Below are 18,875 nucleotides of genomic sequence, written 5' to 3' on the forward strand. Positions count from 1 at the left end.
AGCGGACAGACAGGAGGCCCGTGGCGGTCTCGCCACGGGCCTCCTGTCTGCAGTGGGCCGGGTCTACGGCTCGTAGCGCTCGATCTTGACGACCTCGACGGCGATCTCCTTGCCGTTCGGCGCCGTGTAGGTGGCCTTGTCGCCGGCCTTGAGGCCGACGATGGCCGCGCCGACGGGGCTGACCGGGCTGTAGACCGTCAGGTCCGAGCCCTCGGCCACGATCTCGCGGCTGCCGACCAGGAAGGTGGACTCGTCGCCGGCGATGACCGCCGTGACGACGGTGCCCGGCTCGACGGTGCCGTCGAACTCGGCTTCGCTGACGGTGGCGTGCTTGAGGAGCTCGGTGAGGACGCGGATGCGGGCCTCGATCTTGCCCTGCTCGTCCTTGGCGGCGTGGTAGCCGCCGTTCTCCTTGAGGTCGCCCTCTTCGCGAGCGGCCTCGATGCGGCGCGCGATCTCGGCACGGCCCTCGCCGCTCAGCTCGTCGAGCTCCGCCTTGAGACGGTCGTGCGCCTCCTGGGTCAGCCAGGTGACCTGCGTGTCGTTGCTCATGTTCTGTCCCTTCGACCATGAAAAAACGAGACCGGCCGAGTGGTCGGTCTCGAGAGGCGAATCAGGACAGTCTAGGGAATCCAGCAGTCGTGGATCAACCCGGTCACGCCCCGCGTCGTCGTGGTGACCTGCGTGGAGATGCTCCGACTGCGCTGTTCGGACGCCGGCACGGTGATCTCCTTCCAGCCCACGATCGAGTAGCTCTTGTCGAGCACCTGGACGGCGCACTTCGCCTCGACGCCCGGATCGACGGACACCTGCGAGTGGACGACGGTGCTGTGCTCGGACAGGACCTCGTACCCGATGACGTCCTGGTCGAGGCCACGATCGGACTGGTCGAGCCCCGCCCAGATCACCCACGCCCCGAAGACCACGACGACCGCGATGGCCGCGACGATCGCGAAGAGGCGGCTGCGGCGCTTGCGGGCCGGGGTGCGGCCGTAGCGCTCGTCGAGCGTGGCGGTCTGGTGCTGTTCGGACAGTTCGGGGCTCCCGGGGTGGATATCCTGATCCCAGGGTAGTTCACGCGATGCTGTGCGCTGCCCGCGTCCGACGCCGCTCACCCGCAGTGAGGAACCCCACGTGCCCTACCGCCTGCTGGCAGTCCACGCCCACCCCGACGACGAGTCGAGCAAGGGTGCCGCGACCGCCGCGAAGTACGTGGCCGACGGGCACCAGGTGCTCGTCGTGTCCTGCACCGGCGGCGAGGCCGGCGACATCCTGAACAACCAGCTCGGCGAGCCGGCGACGAGCCGTGCGCACCGCGACATGGCCGGGTACCGCCGCACCGAGATGGCCGCGGCGCAGCAGGCACTCGGCATCGACCACCTGTGGCTCGGGTACCACGACTCGGGGTTGCCCGACGCCGAGAAGGGCGAGACGGTGCGGCCGGGCACGTTCTCGACGGTCCCGCTCGAGTACAGCACCGAGGCGCTGGTCCGCGTGATCCGCCGGTTCCGCCCCCACGTGCTCGTCACCTACGACGAGAACGGCGGCTACCCGCACCCCGACCACATCCGCACGCACGAGGTGTCGATGGCCGCGTGGTCCGCCGCCGCAGACCCGTCGGCGTACCCGACCGCCGGTGCACCCTGGTCGATCGCGAAGCTCTACTACGAGCGCACGATGAACCCGCGCCGCTTCAGCACGATCTTCGAAGCCCTGCAGGAGCGCGACCCGGACAGCCCCGCGGTCGAGCAGCTGCGCGAGTGGGTCGAGCGGTTCGCCGACCGGCCCGACCTCGCCACCACCCACGTGGACGTGCACGAGTACTTCGACCAGCGTGACGCCGCACTCCGCGCGCACGCCAGCCAGGTCGCACCGGACAGCGCCTTCTTCTACTGGCCGAACGACCTCCTCGCGACGGTGTGGCCGACCGAGGACTACCAGCTCGTGGAGGCACGCGTGCCGACCGAGCTCCCGGAGACCGACCTGTTCGCCGGGATCCCAGCCGACAAGGAACCGACCTCGTGAGCACCATCGCGGCGGCACTCGCCGCCACCCCCAGTCCCAGCCCCTCGGTCGTCCCCGACGTCGACGTCACCCCGGGTGTCGTCGGGTTCATCGCGATCGCGCTCGTCGCCGTCGTGACGATCCTGCTCGTGGTCGACATGACCCGGCGCATCCGCCGGACCCGCTACCGCGCCGAGGTGCGGGAGCGGCTCGAGGCCGAGGCGAACGGCACCGCGGGTGACGGCACCGCGACGGACGAGCCGGAGCGGCGGGCGGCCGAAGACGGCCGGGCCGACGTCGGCGACGACACCGAGCGCGGCTGACGCGACCGGGTAGGGACTGGAGGCCCGTGGCGGCATCGCCACGGGCCTCCCGTCCGCCTTGTGCGCGCGCCGACCGGAACCGGGCGCGGGCGCACCAGGAACGTGCGACGGTCAGCGCACGGGGTCCAGCGCGACGATGAGCACGCCGACCCACTGCGCACCGAACGCCACGACGGTCAGGGCGTGGAACACCTCGTGGAACCCGAACTGCGTCGGCACCGGGTTCGGCCGCTTGAAGCCGTAGACCAGCGCCCCGATGATGTACGCGACGCCGCCGGACAGGATGAGCACGGTCATCGGGACGCTCGCCGCGAAGAACTGCGGTAGCAGCGCCAGGGCAGCACACCCGAGCACCAGGTAGATCGGCACGTACAGCCAGCGGGGCGCGTTGATCCAGAGCACCCGGAACGCGATGCCGAGCGCTGCGCCCGACCACATCACCCACAGCACGACGACCATCAGCGTGTGCGGCAGGGCGCAGATCGCGATCGGTGTGTATGTGCCGGCGATGAGCAGCAGGATGTTCGTGTGGTCGATGCGCTTCAGCACGGCCTTCACCTTCGGTCCCCACGGGAACCGGTGGTAGGTCGCCGAGACGCCGAACATCGCCAGCGACGTCGCCATGAACACCGCACTGCCGACCTTCGCCGCGGTGCTGTCGGCGAGGGTGATCAGGACGACCCCCATCGCGATCGCGAACGGGAACGCGCCGAGGTGGATCCAGCCGCGCCAGGCGGGACGGGGCTCCGACGTGGGGGCCGTCGCCTCTTCCGTGAACGGGACGTGGGGGAGGGTGCCGGTCTCGTGCTCGTCCTGCATGGACCCGACCATAGGGCCTGATCCCGAACGACCGCCACGTGTCCGCAGAGCGGGCACCCCCAGGGCTCTCGTCCAGGTGGTGCACTACGCTCGGTGCGTGACCGGGACGGCGGGATGGACAGGGCGGGGGATCCTCTACCGCGCCTACCAGCGCCGGATCCGCCGCCAGCTCGAAGGGGCCGCGAAGCCCAAGCACGTCGCCATGATCGTGGACGGCAACCGCCGCTGGGCGAAGCAGCTCGGGCTCGAGTCCGCCGCACACGGCCACCGCGCCGGCGCCGCGAAGATCCCGGAGTTCCTGACCTGGTGCGACGACCTCGGCATCGAGGTCGTGACGCTCTACCTGCTGTCCGCCGACAACCTGACGGGTCGTGGCGGCGAAGAGCTCGAGGAACTCGTCGGGATCATCGCCGACCTCGCCGGGGTGCTGGCCGACAACCGTGACTGGCGCGTGCAGCACGTCGGCTCGAACGAGGGGCTGCCGGACAACCTGGTGACCGCGCTCGAACGGGCCGAGCAGCGCACCGCCGGACGCACGGGGCTGCACGTCAACCTGGCCGTCGGGTACGGGGGCCGTCGCGAGATCGCGGACGCCATGCGCAGCATCGTGCAGTCGCACGGCGCGGGTGGCGGCACCATCGACACCCTGGCCGAGGTGCTGACGCCGGAGCTCATCGGCGACCACCTGTACACGCAGGGCCAGCCGGACCCCGACCTGGTGATCCGGACCTCGGGCGAGCAGCGGCTGTCCGACTTCATGCTGTGGCAGAGCGCGCACAGCGAGTTCTACTTCGTCGAGGCGTTCTACCCCGACCTGCGCGAGGTCGACTTCCTTCGTGCGGTCCGCGACTTCGGGCTCCGCTCGCGTCGCTTCGGCGGCTGAGCGTCGCTTCGTCCGTTGAGCGTCGCTTCGGCGGCCGAGCGCGGCTGAGTGCGGTCGGGCGCGGCTGGTCGCCCAGCCACCTGCCGCACCGGGTTCGTCGGCGGAGCCACGTCCCAGTAGGCTCTCAGGGTTCAACCCTGTGAAAGGTGCACCACCTGTGAACATCGACGAGTACGCCGCCGGCTTCTCCGAAGACCCCGGTTACCTCGACCACGCTGCGTTCGGCCCCGTGCAGACCGCCGTGCTCGAGGAGCAGCGTGTGCTCGGCACGATCCAGGCTCACATGCGGTTCGGCGCGATGGAGACCCTCGACGAGCAGGACGCCCGCGTCCGCGCCGTCGCCGCGCGGCTGGTCGGCCGCCGCGAGGACCAGGTCGTCTCGCAGCCCGCCACGACCCCCGGCCTGCTGCACACCGCCTTCGGCCTGACCGGGGGTGTGCTCGTGTCCGCCGACGAGTACCCGTCGCTGCCGCTCGCACTGGCCAGCGCCGCGTCGGCCACCGGAGGACGGGTGCAGCCCGTCGTCATCGAGTCGGGTGCCGGCTGGGTGACGCCGGAGCTGATCCGTGAGCGCCTGACCGACGAGGTGACCGCCGTCGCGGTGTCGCTGGTCGACTGGCGCACCGGCTACCTGACCGACCTCGCCGCCATCCGCGAGGTCATCGGCGACCGCCTGCTCATCGTCGACGCCATCCAGGGTTTCGGTGTCGTCGACGCCCCGTACGAGGTCGCCGACGTGGTCGCCACCGGCGGGCAGAAGTGGCTGCACGCCGGGTGGGGCACCGGGTTCGTGGCCTTCAGCGACCGCGCCCTGAACCGGATCCGTCCGGCGCTGTCCGGTCCGCACGGCACGTCCGGCTGGCCGACCGAGGTCCCCGCCGTCCGTCCAGCAGCCGCCGGCTTCCAGATGTCCCGCATCGACCCGGTCGCGCAGGCCCGGCTCGCGGTGTCGCTCGAGCGCCTCACCGCCGTCGGTGTCGCCGCCGTGCAGGAGCGAGTCGCCGACCGCGTCGAGCGCGTCTTCGCGATCGCCGACGAGTTCGGGCTCGAGGTCGAGTCCAGCCGCGACCCGGCAGAGCGCGCCGGCATCGTGGTGCTGCGGCCGACGCAGGGTCGCGTGACCGCCTTGTCCGCGGCGATGCACAACCACGGCGTCACCGCGACCACGCGGCTCGGGGTCGCGCGCGTGTCGGTGTTCCCGTCGACCACCGACGAGACCCTCGACATGTTCCGCGACGCCTGCGTCTCGTACGCCACCATGCAGTAGCAGCGCGGCGCCGCGCTGCGGGTTCGCGGCCCGCGGGTGGTCACGACGCCCCGCTCACGTCCGCCGGGTGGTCACCACCTGTCGGCTGGCGCCGCAGCGGCCGACAGTTCGTGACCAGTCGACGTCGCGCGCGCGACGAGTCGCGACCAACGGACGGCCTGGAGGCGCGGTGCCAGGCCGCCACGGGCCTCCCGTCCGGCGTCTGCGCGCGGTCACGACACCCCGCTCACGTCCGCCGGGTGGTCACCACCTGTCGGCTGGCGCCGCAGCGGCCGACAGTTCGTGACCAGTCGACGTCGCGCGCGCGACGAGTCGCGACCAACGGACGGCCTGGAGGCGCGGTGCCGGGCCGCCACGGGCCTCCCGTCCGCCGCTCGCGCGCGGTCACGACACCCCGCTCACGTCCGCCGGGTGGTCACCACCTGTCGGCTGGAGCGGTCGCAACAGACAACTCGTGACCAGCCGCGTCACGAGCTGCGGTCGCGTTGTTCACGCGACCGTAACTCCAGAAACCGCGTGTCGCTGGCGGGGTGTCGGGGGCCGGACGTACGTTGTCCCCATCGGGCACCGCGCCCGATCGAAGCGGCCACAGTCGGTGCTTCGGGACCCGCTCCGTGGCCGCGTTCGAGGACAGGACCGGGCCCGTCGCGGCCCGGGGATGGAGTGGTCGTGACCTCTCAGAACGTCTCTCGCGGAACACAGGAACAGCACACCGCGGACTCGTCCACATCGGTCGCCCAGCGCACGTACGTGCTCGACACATCGGTGCTCCTCAGTGATCCGCGGGCCTTGTTCCGCTTCGCCGAGCACGCCGTGGTCCTGCCCGTGGTGGTCGTCAGCGAACTCGAAGCGAAGCGCAACGACCCGGAGATCGGGTACTTCGCCCGGCAGGCCCTCCGGCTGCTCGACGAACTGCGCATCGAACACGAGCGGCTCGACTTCCCGATCGCGATCGGCGACGGCGGCTCGTTCCGCGTCGAACTGAACCACTCCAACCAGTCCGTCCTGCCGTCGGGCCTGCAGCTCGGCGACAACGACTCCCGCATCCTCGCCGTCGCGTCGAACCTGAAGAACGACGGGCTCGACGTCGTCGTCGTGTCGAAGGACCTGCCGCTCCGGGTCAAGGCGTCGTCGATCGGCATGGCGGCCGAGGAGTACCGCGCCGAACTCGCGGTCGACTCTGGCTACACCGGCATCGCCGACCTGCAGGTGTCCGGCGAGCAGATGTCCGACCTGTACGAGAAAGAGGAGATCCGCTCCGCGAAGCTCGACGGCGTCCCCGTGAACACCGGGGTCGTGATCCACTCCGAGCGTGGATCGGCGCTCGGCCGTGTGCACGTCGCCGGAGCAGTCGCCCTGGTGCGCGGCGACCGTGAGGTCTTCGGCCTCCGCGGGCGCTCGGCCGAGCAGCGGCTCGCGATCGACGCGCTGCTCGACTCCGAGATCGGCATCGTCTCGCTCGGCGGCAGTGCCGGCACCGGCAAGTCGGCGCTCGCCCTGTGCGCCGGACTCGAAGCGGTGCTCGAACGGCAGCAGCACAAGAAGATCATGGTGTTCCGGCCGCTGTACGCCGTGGGCGGGCAGGACCTCGGCTTCCTGCCGGGTGACGCCGGCGAGAAGATGAACCCGTGGGCGCAGGCCGTCTACGACACCCTCGGTTCGGTGGTCTCGGACAACGTGCTCGACGAGGTGATCGAGCGCGGCCTGATCGAGGTGCTGCCCCTGACGCACATCCGTGGCCGCTCCCTGCACGACGCCTTCGTGATCGTCGACGAGGCGCAGTCGCTCGAACGGAACGTGCTCCTCACCATGCTCTCGCGCATCGGCCAGAACTCGCGGGTGGTGCTCACCCACGACGTCGCGCAACGCGACAACCTGCGGGTCGGCCGGCACGACGGGATCGCGTCGGTCATCGAGCGGCTCAAGGGGCACCCGCTCTTCGCGCACGTGACGCTGACGCGTTCCGAGCGCTCCGCGATCGCCGCTCTGGTCACGGACCTGCTGGACTCGCCCGATCTGGTGTAGCGCGCGTCGGGCCGCCACGTGACGGACGGGAGGCCCGGTGCCAGCTGGCACCGGGCCTCCCGTCCATCCTGGGGATGTGTCAGGAGCGTCGCGTCAGTTCGGGTGGGTCATGCTGAGGACGTCGAGCGCCTCGTCGAGCTGCGCCTCGGTGACCTCGCCGCGCTCCACGTGGCCGAGGGCCACGACGGCCTCGCGCACGGTGATGCCCTCGGCGACGGCGTACTTCGCGACCTTCGCCGCCGCCTCGTAGCCGATGACCCGGTTGAGCGGGGTGACGATCGACGGCGAGGACTCCGCGAAGGCGCGGGCACGCTCGAGGTTCGCCTGCAGCCCGTCGATGGTCTTGTCCGCGAGCACGCGCGAGCTGTTCGCCAGCAGGCGGATCGACTCGAGCAGCGCCGTGCCCATCACCGGGATGGCGACGTTCAGCTCGAACGCACCCGATGCGCCCGCCCAGGCGATGGTGGCGTCGTTGCCGATGACCCGGGCGCCGACCATCAGGGTGGCCTCGGGGATCACCGGGTTCACCTTGCCGGGCATGATCGAGGAACCGGGCTGCAGGTCGGGGATGTGCAGCTCGCCCAGCCCGGTGTTCGGACCGGAGCCCATCCAGCGCAGGTCGTTGTTGATCTTCGTCAGGCTGACGGCGAGCACCTTGAGGGCACCGGACGCCTCGACCAGGGCATCACGTGCGCCCTGTGCCTCGAAGTGGTCGACGGCCTCGGTGATCGGCAGGTCGGTGTCGCTCGCGAGCTGGGCGATGACCCGCTGCGGGAAGCCCTTGGGAGTGTTGATGCCGGTGCCGACCGCGGTGCCGCCGAGCGGGACCTCGGCGACGCGGGGGAGCGTCGCCTGCACCCGCTCGATGCCCAGGCGGATCTGGCGGGCGTAGCCGCCGAACTCCTGCCCGAGGGTGACGGGCGTGGCGTCCATCAGGTGCGTCCGGCCGGACTTGACGGCGTCGGCCCACAGGGTGGCCTTCGCCTCGAGCGATTCGGCGAGGTGCTCGAGCGCGGGCACGAGGGTGCGGATGAGCGCTTCCGTCACGGCGACGTGCACGGAGGTGGGGAAGACGTCGTTCGACGACTGCGAGGCGTTGACGTGATCGTTCGGGTGCACGGCGGAACCCGCGATGTCGGACGCCAGTGTCGCGAGCACCTCGTTCATGTTCATGTTCGACGACGTGCCGCTGCCGGTCTGGTAGACGTCGACCGGGAACTGGTCGTGGTGCTGCCCACCGATGATCAGGTCGGCCGCACCCGCGATGGCGTCGGCGACGGCGGGCTCGACGATGCCGAGCTCACCGTTCACGATGGCCGCGGCGCGCTTGATCCGCGCGAGCGCCACGATCTGCGCCGACTCGAGCCCGGTGCCCGAGATGGGGAAGTTCTCGACGGCGCGCTGGGTCTGGGCACGGTAGAGCGCCGACTTCGGCACCCGTACCTCGCCCATGGTGTCGTGCTCGATGCGGAACTCGGTCGGGGTGGTGTCGGTCACGTCGTCGTGGTCCTTCCTGGGGTGCTCGCCGGTCGCGGTCGCGCCGGCCCGTGCCTGCGCCCCGGGGTCGCCGGGGCGGTCGTCGTCGGGGTCGGTGTCGGCGTCGGTCAGACCTGGCCGACGACGGTGTCGATGGTGACCTCTCCGGTGGCGAGGTCGTAGGTCGCCCCGACGACGGCCAATCTACCCTCGGCCACTGCGTCGGAGACCGCGCCGGAGCGCTCGATCACCTGGCGGAGGGTCGCTTCGAGGTGTGCGGCGCCGACGGCTTCCTGCGGCAGCTCGGCGTCGGTGCGCCGGACCTTCTCGACGCTCGGGGCGATCGCGTCGACGAGGGCCTGCAGGTGCGGGGCGGGGACGGGCTCACCGGAGCGCGCGGCCGCGACGGCACCGCACCGGGTGTGCCGGAGCACGACGACCAGGGGGGTGCCCAGCGCGACCACCGCGAACTCGATCGAGCCGAGGACGACGTCGTCGACGATCTGGCCCGCGTTGCGGATGGCGAACAGGTCACCGATGCCGGCGTCGAAGACGTGCTCGAACGGCACCCGCGAGTCCGAGCAGCCGAGGACGGTCGCGAACGGCGACTGCGATCCTTCGAGTTCGGTGCGGCGGTCCGGGTCCACGCGGCCCATCCGGCGCTTGTCGGCGGCGAAGCGGGCGTTGCCGTCGACGAGCAGGCGCAGGGCGTCGGACGGGGTGGAGGCGGCGCGGTCGGGCATGGGACTCCTCGGTTCGGATGGGACGCAGCGGGGCGGGTGCGGTGGTGACGGGCGGCGGTCGTGCCGGTCGTTGGCTACTCGGTCAGTTGTCGGGAGACGGCGGTGGCCACGGTCCGGAAGGCCTTGTCGTCGGCGGTACCGGAGAGCACGATCGTGTCCTTGCCGAACGTCGAGACGAGCGAGTACGCGTGGTTGCCGGCGTCGGTGCCCTCGGCGCGGCGGTCGTAGACGGTCCACTCCGTGTCGCCGATGGTGCGGTCACCGGTGGACGGACGCTGGTCGAGCTGGTTCGACACCCACGAGGCGTTGGCGTCGATGCCCTGCTGCAGACCGAGGTACTGCTTGTCCGGGGTCACGAAGCCGACGGTCCAGACGTCCACACCGTCGGTGGTCTTGTTCGCGAAGTCCGCTCGGTTGGCGCTGTAGCCGTCGGGCAGCGGGGGCGCCACCAGGGTGACGTCGTCGACCTGGGCCTTGGCCGCGATCTGCTGGTAGTCGACGGTGCGGTCCACGGTGGTGTCGGGCCGGACGACGACGGCGACCAGGAACAGCACGATGCCGAGCGAGGCGATGAGCGCGATGACCAGGTTGAACGCGGTCTGGTGCTGCCGGCGGGCGGTCCGGGCGGCGTCCTTCCGCGCCCAGGTCTCCTCTGCCGTCTCGGGGCGACCGAGCTCGGCGACGATCGGACGGCCGTTCGGGTCGGTCATCGGCCGGAGCCGTCCTGGGCATCGCTGGCGGCACGGGCCGCGTCGAGTCGCGCGCGGGCACCGACGAGCCACTCTTCGCACCGGGCGGCGAGGGCTTCGCCCCGCTCCCACAGCGCCAGTGAACGTTCGAGGGTCGCGGAGCCCTGTTCGAGCTCGCTCACGACGCGCACGAGTTCGTCGCGGGCCGCTTCGTAGCTCAGCGACTGGACGTCGGTCTGCTCGGGTTCCTGCTGGGATGGCACGGGACGATCCTACCGAGCGTCCACCGACGATCCGCCGCCCGGACCCAGGCTGTGGAGAACACCCGTCGTGCTCAGGAGCCGTCCGGGCCGGGGCCGTCCGGTTCGAGCGTGCCCGTGGCCGTGCCGGCACCGAGCGTGACGTGCACCGGCGTCGCTCCGGACAGGTCGTCGGTGCCCCGGACGACACCCCCGTCGGCCCGCTGCACGATGGCGTACCCGCGGCGCAGGGTGTCGCGCGGCGAGAGCGCCCGGAGGCGAGCGGTCAGGTGCCCGACCTCGGAGTGTCCGCGCTCGAGCCGGCGGTCGAGCAGCTCGCGGGCGCGGGACAGGTCGCGCGCGACCTCTTCCGCACGGGTGTCGACGAGCCACGCGGTCGACGCCAGGGCCGGCCGCGACCGCAGCGCGGCGAGCCGGTCGGCCTCGACCGACAGCGTGTGCGAGAGCCGCAGCCCGAGCCGGGCGCGGGCGGCCCGCACGTTGGCGAGCTCCTCGGCGACGTCGGGCACGACCCGCTTGGCGGCGTCCGTGGGGGTGGAGGCGCGCAGGTCGGCGACCTCGTCGAGGATCGGGCGGTCGGCCTCGTGCCCGATCGCCGAGACGATCGGGGTCGACGCCGCCGCCGCCGCACGGACGAGTCCTTCGTCGCTGAAGCCGAGCAGGTTCTGGAAGTCGCCGCCGCCACGGGCGATGATGATGACGTCGACCTCGGGGTCGGCGTCGAGCTCGAGGATCGCCGCGGTGACCTCGGCGACGGTCCGTTCGCCCTGCACCGCGGTGTGCACGGTGCGGAACTCCACCTGGGGCCACCGCAGCTGCGCGTTCCGCTTGACGTCCTTCTCGGCGTCGGAGTCCTTGCCGGTGACCAGGCCGATGCGGTGCGGCAGGAACGGCAGACGCTGCTTGCGAGCCGGGTCGAACAGGCCTTCCTCGGCGAGGGTGCGACGGAGGCGCTCGAGGCGTTCGAGCAGGTCACCGAGCCCGACGTGCTTCATCTCGACGACCTGCATGGTCAGCGAGCCGCCCTTGACCCAGTAGTTCGGCTTGAGCGCCGCGACCACCCGGTCGCCCTGCTTGATGTCGGCCGGCACCCGGGAGCGCACACTCGACCAGATGGAGAACGACACGGTGGCGTCGACCTCGACGTCCTTGAGCTTGCCGTACACGTTGCCGCCGGCGACGTTCCACTGCGTGATCTCGCCCTCGACCCAGGCGGTGCCGAGCCGGTCGATCCAGTCGCGGAGCTTCGCGCCGAGGAGCGCCACCGGCCACGGGTTGTCGGCCGTCGGCGGGCCCTGTTCGATCGCCATGTCGCTCCTCGTCCTGCTGGGACGTCCATCGTGCCCGAGACCGGTGACAGGGGACGGACGTCGTGTTGTCCACAGGCACCGCACGCGCCCAGGTCGCGTGCGTGCCGCTCACCTATCATCGGGGACGTGACGATCACCAACGGCCACACGGTCCCGCTCGCCCCACCGCGTGTGCACGCGGCACGGGGCCGACTGCGTGACGAGCCGGTCGCCGGCCCCAAGAAGGTGCTGCTCGCCGCGCCCCGTGGCTACTGCGCCGGGGTCGACCGCGCGGTCGTCGCCGTCGAGAAGGCGTTGGAGCAGTACGGCGAGCCCGTCTACGTCCGCAAGCAGATCGTCCACAACGTGCACGTGGTCTCGACGCTCGAGCAGCGCGGCGCCGTCTTCGTCGACGACGTCGCCGAGGTCCCCCGCGGCTCGCACGTGGTCTTCAGCGCGCACGGTGTGTCGCCGGCCGTCGTCGCGGGTGCCGCAGACCGCGACCTGCACGCCATCGACGCCACCTGCCCCCTGGTCACCAAGGTCCACCGCGAAGCCACCCGGTTCGCCAAGGCCGAGCGCACCATCATCCTGATCGGGCACGCCGGTCACGAAGAGGTCGAGGGCACCATGGGACACGCCCCGGACCGCACGATCCTGGTGAGCGGCCCCGCCGACGTCGCGGCGCTCTCGGTGCCGGACCCGGACAACCTCGTCTGGCTGTCGCAGACCACGCTCAGCGTCGACGAGACGATGGAGACCGTGCGGCTGCTGCGCGAGAAGTTCCCGGCCATCCAGGACCCCCCGTCGGACGACATCTGCTACGCCACGCAGAACCGCCAGGTCGCGATCAAGAAGGTCGCGCCCGGTGCCGACCTGGTGATCGTGGTCGGCTCGGCGAACTCGTCGAACAGCGTCCGCCTGGTCGAGGTCGCGCTCGAGCACGGTGCCCGCGCCGCGCACCGCGTCGACTACGCCGAAGAGATCCAGCAGGAGTGGCTCGACGGCGTCGAGACGGTCGGCGTGACGAGCGGTGCGTCCGTGCCGGAAGAACTCGTGGCCGAGGTGCTCGAACAGCTCGCCGACGCCGGCTACGCCGCCGTCGAAGAAGTCGTCACCGCACACGAAGACCTGATGTTCTCGCTCCCCAAGGAACTCCGCACCGACGCATCGGGCAACCCGACGCGCGCGCTCGGCGGGCGTCGGGCATGAGCAGCGCGGACGGCTGGTCCTCGGTGCCGCGCCGCCACCCGGCGAACCACGGCGACGCCGGTGTCGGTTCCGGCCAGGAGGCCCGGGGAGCGTCCCCGACGTCGCCTGCCGGTCCCGCGAACGGTCGGCCACAGGGCCGTCCCGCCCCGGGCTACGGCGAGTACGCGCCCGAAGGCTGGGTGAACCCGGTCCTCGTCGAGCAGGAGCGGCAGGAGCGGCAGGACCGCGAGCGACAGGACCAGGCCAAGGCCGTCGGCGGGCGCGACGCTGCTCCGCGCGACAGCGTCCGCACCGACCACGCTCGTCCGGACGCTCGCTCCGGTGCGGCCCCTGCCGGGGTGCAGCGGACGATGCCACGGAGCCGGTTCGGTCGCACGCCGGCCGATTTCGTGCTCACCGTCGGGCTCCTGGCCTTCGGACTCGTCTCCGTGGTGCAGTCCCTGTCGGTCGGTGACGTCGCCTCGACCGTGCGGCGCACCCTCGAGACCCAGTACACGGCGCTGAACGACCCGAGTGCCCTGAGCACGGCCGCCGTCATCGCCGCGATCACCAACGTGGTCGTCTTCGCCCTGGTCGCCTGGTGGTCCATCCGCCGGCTCCGGGCACGGAAGCGGACGTTCTGGGTGCCGCTGGTCGGCGCGGTCGTCGCCACGGCCATCAGCACGATCGCGTTCGTCGTCGTGGTCCTGCAGGACCAGGCCTTCGTCGACTTCATGCTGCGACAGTCCGGCGCCTGACCGCCTGACCGCCTGACCGCCTGACCGCCTGACCGCCGGGCTGCTCGCCGCGCCCGCCCTCGGCCGTCGAGTGGTCGCAACGTGCCGCGTTCCCGCCGTCGAGTGGTCGCAAAGTGTCGTCCGGCATCGGCGCGACCGACACTTCATGACCCCTCGGCCTTGCGCGCGCGGGGAGTCGTGACCACTCGGCAGCTGGTCCGTCGGCCAGTCGGCCAGCCGCGGTGCCGGTGCCCTTCCGGCGATCGTCGTCAGCCTCGCGGACACGCGCAGCACCCACCGTCAACCGGTCGCAACACGCCGCGGGCCCGCCGTCGAGTGGCCAGGAAGTGTCGTCCGGCATCAGCGCAACCGACACTTCGTGACCCCTCGGCCTTGCGCGCGCGGGGAGTCGTGACCACTCGACCGCGGGCGCGGTCCCGCCGTCGAGTGGTCAGGAAGTGTCGTCCGGCATCGGCGCGACCGACACTTCGTGACCGCTCGGCGACACGAGCGCGGGAAGCCGCGACCACCCCGGCCCGCCGACGACGCCGCCCGGAGGTCAGCCGGCCAGGAAGGCCGCGACCGCGCCGTGCAGGGCGGCCAGGTCGTCGACGTGCACGAGCTCCCGGATCGAGTGCATCGACAGCAGCCCGACGCCGATGTCGATCGTCGGGATCCCGAGTCGGGTCGCCGCGATCGGGCCGATCGTCGAGCCGCCGGGGATCGTGTTCACGTTGACGAACGGCTGCCACGGCACACCGGCGGTCTCGCAGGCGGCGGCCCATACGGCCTCGCCCTTCGCCTCGGTCATGTAGCGCTGGTTCGCGCTGATCTTCAGCAGCGGACCGGCTCCGGGACGCGGACGGTTCGTCGGGTCGTGCTTCTCCGGCTGGTTCGGGTGCACCAGGTGCCCGGCGTCGCTCGACAGCAGCCAGGACGCACGGAACGCCCGGGCTGCTTCGGATCGGGTGGCGCCGAGGCCCTCCTGCACACGGCCGAGGACGTCCTCGAGGAACGGACCCCCGGCACCGGACGGCGTCGACGAGCCGATCTCCTCGTGGTCGAACGCCGCGAACACCGGGATGTGGTCACCGTCGGTGGGAGCGTCGACGATGCCCCGGAGTCCGGCGTGCACGCTCGTCAGGTTGTCCATCCGGCCGGACGCCAGGAACTCCCGCTCGATGCCGATCCGGGCCGGCGCCTGGGTGTCGGCGAGGAACAGGTCCCACGACACGGCACCCTCGCCGAGCCGGGCGAGCAGCCACTCCACGACAGAGGTCCCACCGGCGTCGCCGTCGACCCCGACGATCGGCAGGGTGTGGCGCTGGCGGTCGATCTCCTTGCCGTCGTTCACCCCACGGTCCAGGTGGATCGCCAGGTTGGGGATCCGGGCGACGGCATCGGTGCTGACGAGCCGCACGCTGCCGTCGGCGTCGACGACCCGGCCGGCGATCCGGAGGTCGCGGTCGAACCAGGTGGACAGGAGTGCGCCGCCGTAGACCTCCACGCCCAGCTGCTCCCAGCCCCCGGTGCGGACGCCGGGGTTCGGCTTGATGCGGAAGCCGGGGGAGTCGGTGTGGGCGCCGAGGATCCGGAACGGCGTCGTCGGGTCGGCACCGTCGGGCAGACGCCACGCGATGACGGCGCCGTCGCGGACCACCACGTACGCACCGGGTTCGGTCGGCCAGGCGTCGAGCTCGGACAGCTCGGTGAACCCGGCAGCGACGAGACGGTCACGGGTCGCCGCAGCCGCGTGGAACGCGGTCGGCGACTCGGTGACGAACTGGGCGAACTCGGAGGCGATGGCGTCGACGGTCACCCGACCATCGTGGCACGTGACGAGCGTGGCGGAGGCGAGCCGTGCCTCCAGGCCGTCCGTCGAGACGCCGGCGTCATCGCAAGACGCCCCCGGAAACGCGAGACGCCGCCGGAATCCGCGGTGTTTCGCGGACACGACGGCGTCTCGCGACGGGTCGGACGGGACGGACCTGCTCAGCCCTTGGCGTGACCGGCCGAGCCGAGGACCTTCGCGGCCTCGACGACGCGAGCCGCCATGGCGGTCTCGGCGACCTTGCCCCAGGCGCGGGGGTCGTACTGCTTCTTGTTCCCGACCTCGCCGTCGATCTTCAGCACGCCCTCGTAGTTGCGGAACATCGAGTCCGCGATCGAGCGGGTGAACGCGTACTGCGTGTCCGTGTCGATGTTCATCTTGATGACGCCGTTGCGGACGGCCTCGTGGATCTCGTCGTCGGTCGAGCCGGAGCCGCCGTGGAAGACGAGGTCGAGGGGGTTCTCGCCGGTGCCGTGCTTCGCCGCGACGGACGCCTGGATCTCGCCGAGGAGCTCGGGACGGAGCTTGACGTTGCCCGGCTTGTAGACGCCGTGCACGTTGCCGAAGGTGAGCGCCGCGATCCAGCGGCCCTTGTCGCCGAGGCCGAGCGCGTCGACGACCTTCTCGACGTCGTTCGGTGTGGTGTAGAGCGCGTCGTTCGTGCCCTCGTGCTGGACGCCGTCCTCTTCGCCGCCGACCACCCCGATCTCGACCTCGAGGATCGCGTTGATGTTCCGCGTCTTCTCGATCATCGTCTTCGCGATCTCGATGTTCTCGTCGAGCGGCACGGCCGAACCGTCCCACATGTGCGACTGGAAGATCGGGTTGCGTCCCTGCCGGACCTCTTCCTCGCTCGCGGCGATGAGCGGCAGGACGAAGCCGTCGAGGGCGTCCTTCGGGCAGTGGTCGGTGTGCAGGGCGACCGTGATGTCGTAGTTCTTCGCGACCTCGTGGGCGAACTTCGCCATCGCGAGGGCACCCGCAGCGCGGTTCTTGATGGTGTGGCCGGCGAAGTAGTCGGCACCGCCCGTCGTGACCTGGAGGATGCCGTCGGAACCGGCTTCCTGCAGGCCCTGGAGGACCGCGTTGATGGTCTGCGAGGAGGAGACGTTGACCGCGGGGTACGCGAACTTGCCCGCCTTCGCGCGTTCGATCATCTCGGCGTACTGTTCCGGCGTTGCGATGGGCACGTGGATCTCCTTCGACTTCGGTGATGTCCCCGCCGATCGTAGTCAGCCGGACTGGAGGCGCGGTCCGGGTTACGCGGTCGGCTCACGTCCGGCGTGCACATGCGTGCACGGGCCCGGTGTCCGGACCGTGGGTCGGCCGGCGGTCGGTAGGCTCGGGTCGTGACTCCCACGACTGAGACCGGCTCCCTGTTCCTCCAGCCCGACCGCAACCTCGCGCTCGAGCTCGTGCGTGCGACGGAGGCCGCCGCGATCCGTGCGCAGCCGTGGGTCGGGCGTGGTGAGAAGAACCTCGCCGACGGTGCCGCGGTCGACGCGATGCGCAAGTTCCTCGGCACGGTGAACTTCGACGGCGTCGTCGTCATCGGTGAGGGCGAGAAGGACAACGCCCCGATGCTCTACAACGGCGAGCACGTCGGCAACGGTCACGGCCCGGCCTGCGACATCGCTGTCGACCCGATCGACGGCACCTCGCTCACCGCCGCCGGCCGCCAGAACGCCATCTCCGTCATGGCCGTCTCGGACCGTGGCTCGATGTACGACCCGTCCGCCGTCTTCTACATGGACAAGATCGCCGCCGGCCCCGAGGGGCGCGGTGTCCTGGACCTCGAGAAGCCGATCGGTGACAACATCCGCGCGCTGGCGAAGGCCAAGGGCAAGGACCTCGAGGACATGGTCGTCGCCGTGCTCGACCGCCCGCGCCACGACGAGCTGATCCGCGCCATCCGCGCGACCGGTGCCGGCACGCGACTGCTGCTCGACGGTGACGTCGCCGGTGGCATCGCCGCCGCCCTGCCCGGCTCGACCATCGACATGTGCGTCGGTGTCGGCGGCACCCCCGAGGGCATCATCACGGCGTGCGCGATCAAGGCGCTCGGCGGCGTGATCCTCGGCAAGCTCCAGCCGAAGGACGACGAGGAGCGCGAGCGCGCCATCGCCGCCGGCCACGACCTGGACAAGGTCCTCGACCAGGACGACCTGGTCACGGGGGACAACACGTTCTTCGTCGCCACCGGCGTCACCGACGGCGTCCTGGTCGACGGCGTGCGTCGTTCGCGCGGCGTCATCCACACCGACTCGCTCGTGCTCCGCTCTCGCTCGAACACGATCCGCCGCATCCAGGCGGACCACCGTGCGGAGAAGTGGTTCTAGGCCGGACGATCGTCCGCCGCTTCGGGGCGTCGCCGGTCTTCCGGCGGCGCCCCGTTGTGCGAGCCCTTGCGTAGGCTCGACGCATGACTGCGACAACGGCACGGATCGTCGGACTGGACACCGCGGGCATCCGCACGCTGCACGCGCAGGCGGACGGCACGGCCGACCGGCTGCCGCACGTCGTGCCGGTGGCGCCCGACCTCGGCGTGATCCTGGCGGACGAGGACGGTGCGATCCTCACCGCGCCGGCGCTCGCCGAGATGGGCTGGGCGGACGACGACGTCCTGCGTGCAGCCGTCGCCGCCGCGCAGGAGCAGGCCGGAGGCGACGTGGCGGTGATCCAGCCGGGCACGATCGTCATCCAGGACCCCGACCTCGCGGTGGTGCTCGTACTCGCACCGCAGGCGTTCCAGGGCATCGAGTTCCACGGCAGCGCAGTGGTCTTCCCGGTCGCGCCGACGACGTTCATCGTCACTGGCGACCAGGACGAGGACGGGCTCCAGGTCGCGGCCGGTGTCGCCCAGCAGATCCTGGCCGACGACGAGGGCGAGGTCCTGAGCGGACCGCCCATGGTGCTGCGCGGTGACGGGTGGGTCCGGTTCGAGCACCCGTCGCTCGACGGCGAGCTCCGGACGATCCGCGCGCTCTGGACCGCGACCGCCGCCAACCTGCAGCAGGACGCCCTGCAGGAGTCGTTCGACCGTCGGGGCGAGGACGTCCAGGTCGGGACGGTCTCGGTCGCCCGACTCGCTGAGGACGACCCGGCCTTCTCGTACTCGTCGTGGACCGAGGACGTCGAGACCGTCGTCGCCGAAGTCGACACGATCGTGCTCGTGACCCTCGACGGGCAGACGCAGCCCGTGCCGTTCGGTCGGCTGCGGGAGCTGGCGTCCGGATTGATCGAGGAACTCGAGGTCCGGCCGACGCGCTACCGGCTCCGTGGGTTCCCGGATCTCGAGACGGTCCGCGCGGCCCTCTGACCACTCGACCCCGGTCGGT

Annotated in this window: 19 protein-coding genes; 9 read left to right on the forward strand and 10 right to left on the reverse strand. The window is 71.3% G+C overall.

Annotated elements, in window-relative coordinates; all coding sequences use genetic code 11:
* Nucleotides 1-63 precede the first annotated feature (63 nt).
* Nucleotides 64-552 carry a transcription elongation factor GreA gene (gene greA / locus BOSE127_RS12905; RefSeq protein ID WP_017886739.1) on the reverse strand — a complete coding sequence of 163 codons (489 nt, stop codon included), beginning with the start codon at nucleotides 550-552 and terminating at the stop codon, nucleotides 64-66.
* 71 nt (nucleotides 553-623) lie between these two features.
* Nucleotides 624-1,115 carry a DUF4307 domain-containing protein gene (locus BOSE127_RS12910; protein WP_017886738.1) on the reverse strand — a complete coding sequence of 164 codons (492 nt, stop codon included), beginning with the start codon at nucleotides 1,113-1,115 and terminating at the stop codon, nucleotides 624-626.
* Nucleotides 1,116-1,134: 19 nt separating this feature from the next.
* Between BOSE127_RS12910 and mca the strand changes: the two genes are divergently transcribed.
* On the forward strand, nucleotides 1,135-2,025 hold the full coding sequence (mca, locus tag BOSE127_RS12915) for a mycothiol conjugate amidase Mca (RefSeq protein ID WP_159557507.1): 891 nt from the start codon (nucleotides 1,135-1,137) through the stop codon (nucleotides 2,023-2,025).
* Nucleotides 2,022-2,327 (forward strand): hypothetical protein, encoded by a 306-nt coding sequence (locus BOSE127_RS12920; protein WP_159557509.1) that lies wholly within the window; start codon nucleotides 2,022-2,024, stop codon nucleotides 2,325-2,327. The genes mca and BOSE127_RS12920 overlap by 4 nt, the downstream gene beginning before the upstream one ends.
* A gap of 111 nt (nucleotides 2,328-2,438) precedes the next feature.
* Here the strand turns inward: BOSE127_RS12920 and trhA are convergent, their stop codons facing one another.
* Nucleotides 2,439-3,146 (reverse strand): PAQR family membrane homeostasis protein TrhA, encoded by a 708-nt coding sequence (trhA, locus tag BOSE127_RS12925; RefSeq protein WP_042537844.1) that lies wholly within the window; start codon nucleotides 3,144-3,146, stop codon nucleotides 2,439-2,441.
* 97 nt (nucleotides 3,147-3,243) lie between these two features.
* Here trhA and BOSE127_RS12930 point away from each other — a divergent pair, with 97 nt between their 5' ends.
* The 3 genes from BOSE127_RS12930 to BOSE127_RS12940 all read left to right on the forward strand — a co-directional run bounded on the left by BOSE127_RS12930 (nucleotide 3,244) and on the right by BOSE127_RS12940 (nucleotide 7,321).
* Nucleotides 3,244-4,029, forward strand: coding sequence for an isoprenyl transferase (locus BOSE127_RS12930; RefSeq protein ID WP_031259495.1), 786 nt, complete (start codon nucleotides 3,244-3,246; stop codon nucleotides 4,027-4,029).
* 157 nt (nucleotides 4,030-4,186) lie between these two features.
* Entirely contained in the window at nucleotides 4,187-5,296 is a 1,110-nt protein-coding gene (locus tag BOSE127_RS12935) for an aminotransferase class V-fold PLP-dependent enzyme (protein WP_159557511.1), read from the forward strand.
* A 663-nt stretch (nucleotides 5,297-5,959) separates the two neighbouring features.
* Nucleotides 5,960-7,321: a PhoH family protein gene (locus tag BOSE127_RS12940; protein WP_175470777.1), complete on the forward strand. Its 1,362-nt coding sequence runs from the start codon at nucleotides 5,960-5,962 to the stop codon at nucleotides 7,319-7,321.
* Nucleotides 7,322-7,414: 93 nt separating this feature from the next.
* Here the strand turns inward: BOSE127_RS12940 and BOSE127_RS12945 are convergent, their stop codons facing one another.
* From BOSE127_RS12945 to xseA, 5 genes are all read right to left on the reverse strand, one after another.
* Entirely contained in the window at nucleotides 7,415-8,818 is a 1,404-nt protein-coding gene (locus BOSE127_RS12945; protein WP_017886731.1) for a class II fumarate hydratase, read from the reverse strand.
* A gap of 107 nt (nucleotides 8,819-8,925) precedes the next feature.
* Nucleotides 8,926-9,540 (reverse strand): carbonic anhydrase, encoded by a 615-nt coding sequence (locus BOSE127_RS12950; RefSeq protein ID WP_017886730.1) that lies wholly within the window; start codon nucleotides 9,538-9,540, stop codon nucleotides 8,926-8,928.
* 74 nt (nucleotides 9,541-9,614) lie between these two features.
* Nucleotides 9,615-10,250: a DUF4245 domain-containing protein gene (locus BOSE127_RS12955; protein WP_056072848.1), complete on the reverse strand. Its 636-nt coding sequence runs from the start codon at nucleotides 10,248-10,250 to the stop codon at nucleotides 9,615-9,617.
* A complete protein-coding gene (locus BOSE127_RS12960; RefSeq protein WP_017886728.1) occupies nucleotides 10,247-10,492 on the reverse strand; it encodes an exodeoxyribonuclease VII small subunit in 246 nt (81 codons plus the stop codon). The genes BOSE127_RS12955 and BOSE127_RS12960 overlap by 4 nt, the downstream gene beginning before the upstream one ends.
* 71 nt (nucleotides 10,493-10,563) lie before the next feature.
* A complete protein-coding gene (xseA, locus tag BOSE127_RS12965) occupies nucleotides 10,564-11,799 on the reverse strand; it encodes an exodeoxyribonuclease VII large subunit (RefSeq protein WP_159557513.1) in 1,236 nt (411 codons plus the stop codon).
* A 126-nt stretch (nucleotides 11,800-11,925) separates the two neighbouring features.
* On the opposite strand from xseA, the gene BOSE127_RS12970 reads away from it, so the two are divergent.
* A complete protein-coding gene (locus tag BOSE127_RS12970; protein WP_071251900.1) occupies nucleotides 11,926-12,990 on the forward strand; it encodes a 4-hydroxy-3-methylbut-2-enyl diphosphate reductase in 1,065 nt (354 codons plus the stop codon).
* Complete coding sequence (locus BOSE127_RS12975) at nucleotides 12,987-13,727, forward strand: DUF6264 family protein (RefSeq protein WP_159557515.1); 741 nt, start codon at nucleotides 12,987-12,989, stop codon at nucleotides 13,725-13,727. Before BOSE127_RS12970 ends, BOSE127_RS12975 begins: the two co-directional genes overlap by 4 nt.
* Before the next feature lie 538 nt (nucleotides 13,728-14,265).
* Here the strand turns inward: BOSE127_RS12975 and BOSE127_RS12980 are convergent.
* Complete coding sequence (locus tag BOSE127_RS12980) at nucleotides 14,266-15,525, reverse strand: M18 family aminopeptidase (protein WP_017886724.1); 1,260 nt, start codon at nucleotides 15,523-15,525, stop codon at nucleotides 14,266-14,268.
* 173 nt (nucleotides 15,526-15,698) lie between these two features.
* A complete protein-coding gene (gene fbaA / locus BOSE127_RS12985) occupies nucleotides 15,699-16,727 on the reverse strand; it encodes a class II fructose-bisphosphate aldolase (RefSeq protein ID WP_017886723.1) in 1,029 nt (342 codons plus the stop codon).
* Between the two features lie 159 nt (nucleotides 16,728-16,886).
* Between fbaA and glpX the strand changes: the two genes are divergently transcribed.
* Nucleotides 16,887-17,876: a class II fructose-bisphosphatase gene (glpX, locus tag BOSE127_RS12990; RefSeq protein WP_017886722.1), complete on the forward strand. Its 990-nt coding sequence runs from the start codon at nucleotides 16,887-16,889 to the stop codon at nucleotides 17,874-17,876.
* A gap of 83 nt (nucleotides 17,877-17,959) precedes the next feature.
* Nucleotides 17,960-18,856 (forward strand): hypothetical protein, encoded by an 897-nt coding sequence (locus BOSE127_RS12995; RefSeq protein ID WP_159557517.1) that lies wholly within the window; start codon nucleotides 17,960-17,962, stop codon nucleotides 18,854-18,856.
* Nucleotides 18,857-18,875 lie beyond the last annotated feature (19 nt).

The sequence above is a fragment of the Curtobacterium sp. 8I-2 genome (assembly GCF_902506155.1).
Lineage (GTDB): Bacteria > Actinomycetota > Actinomycetes > Actinomycetales > Microbacteriaceae > Curtobacterium > Curtobacterium poinsettiae.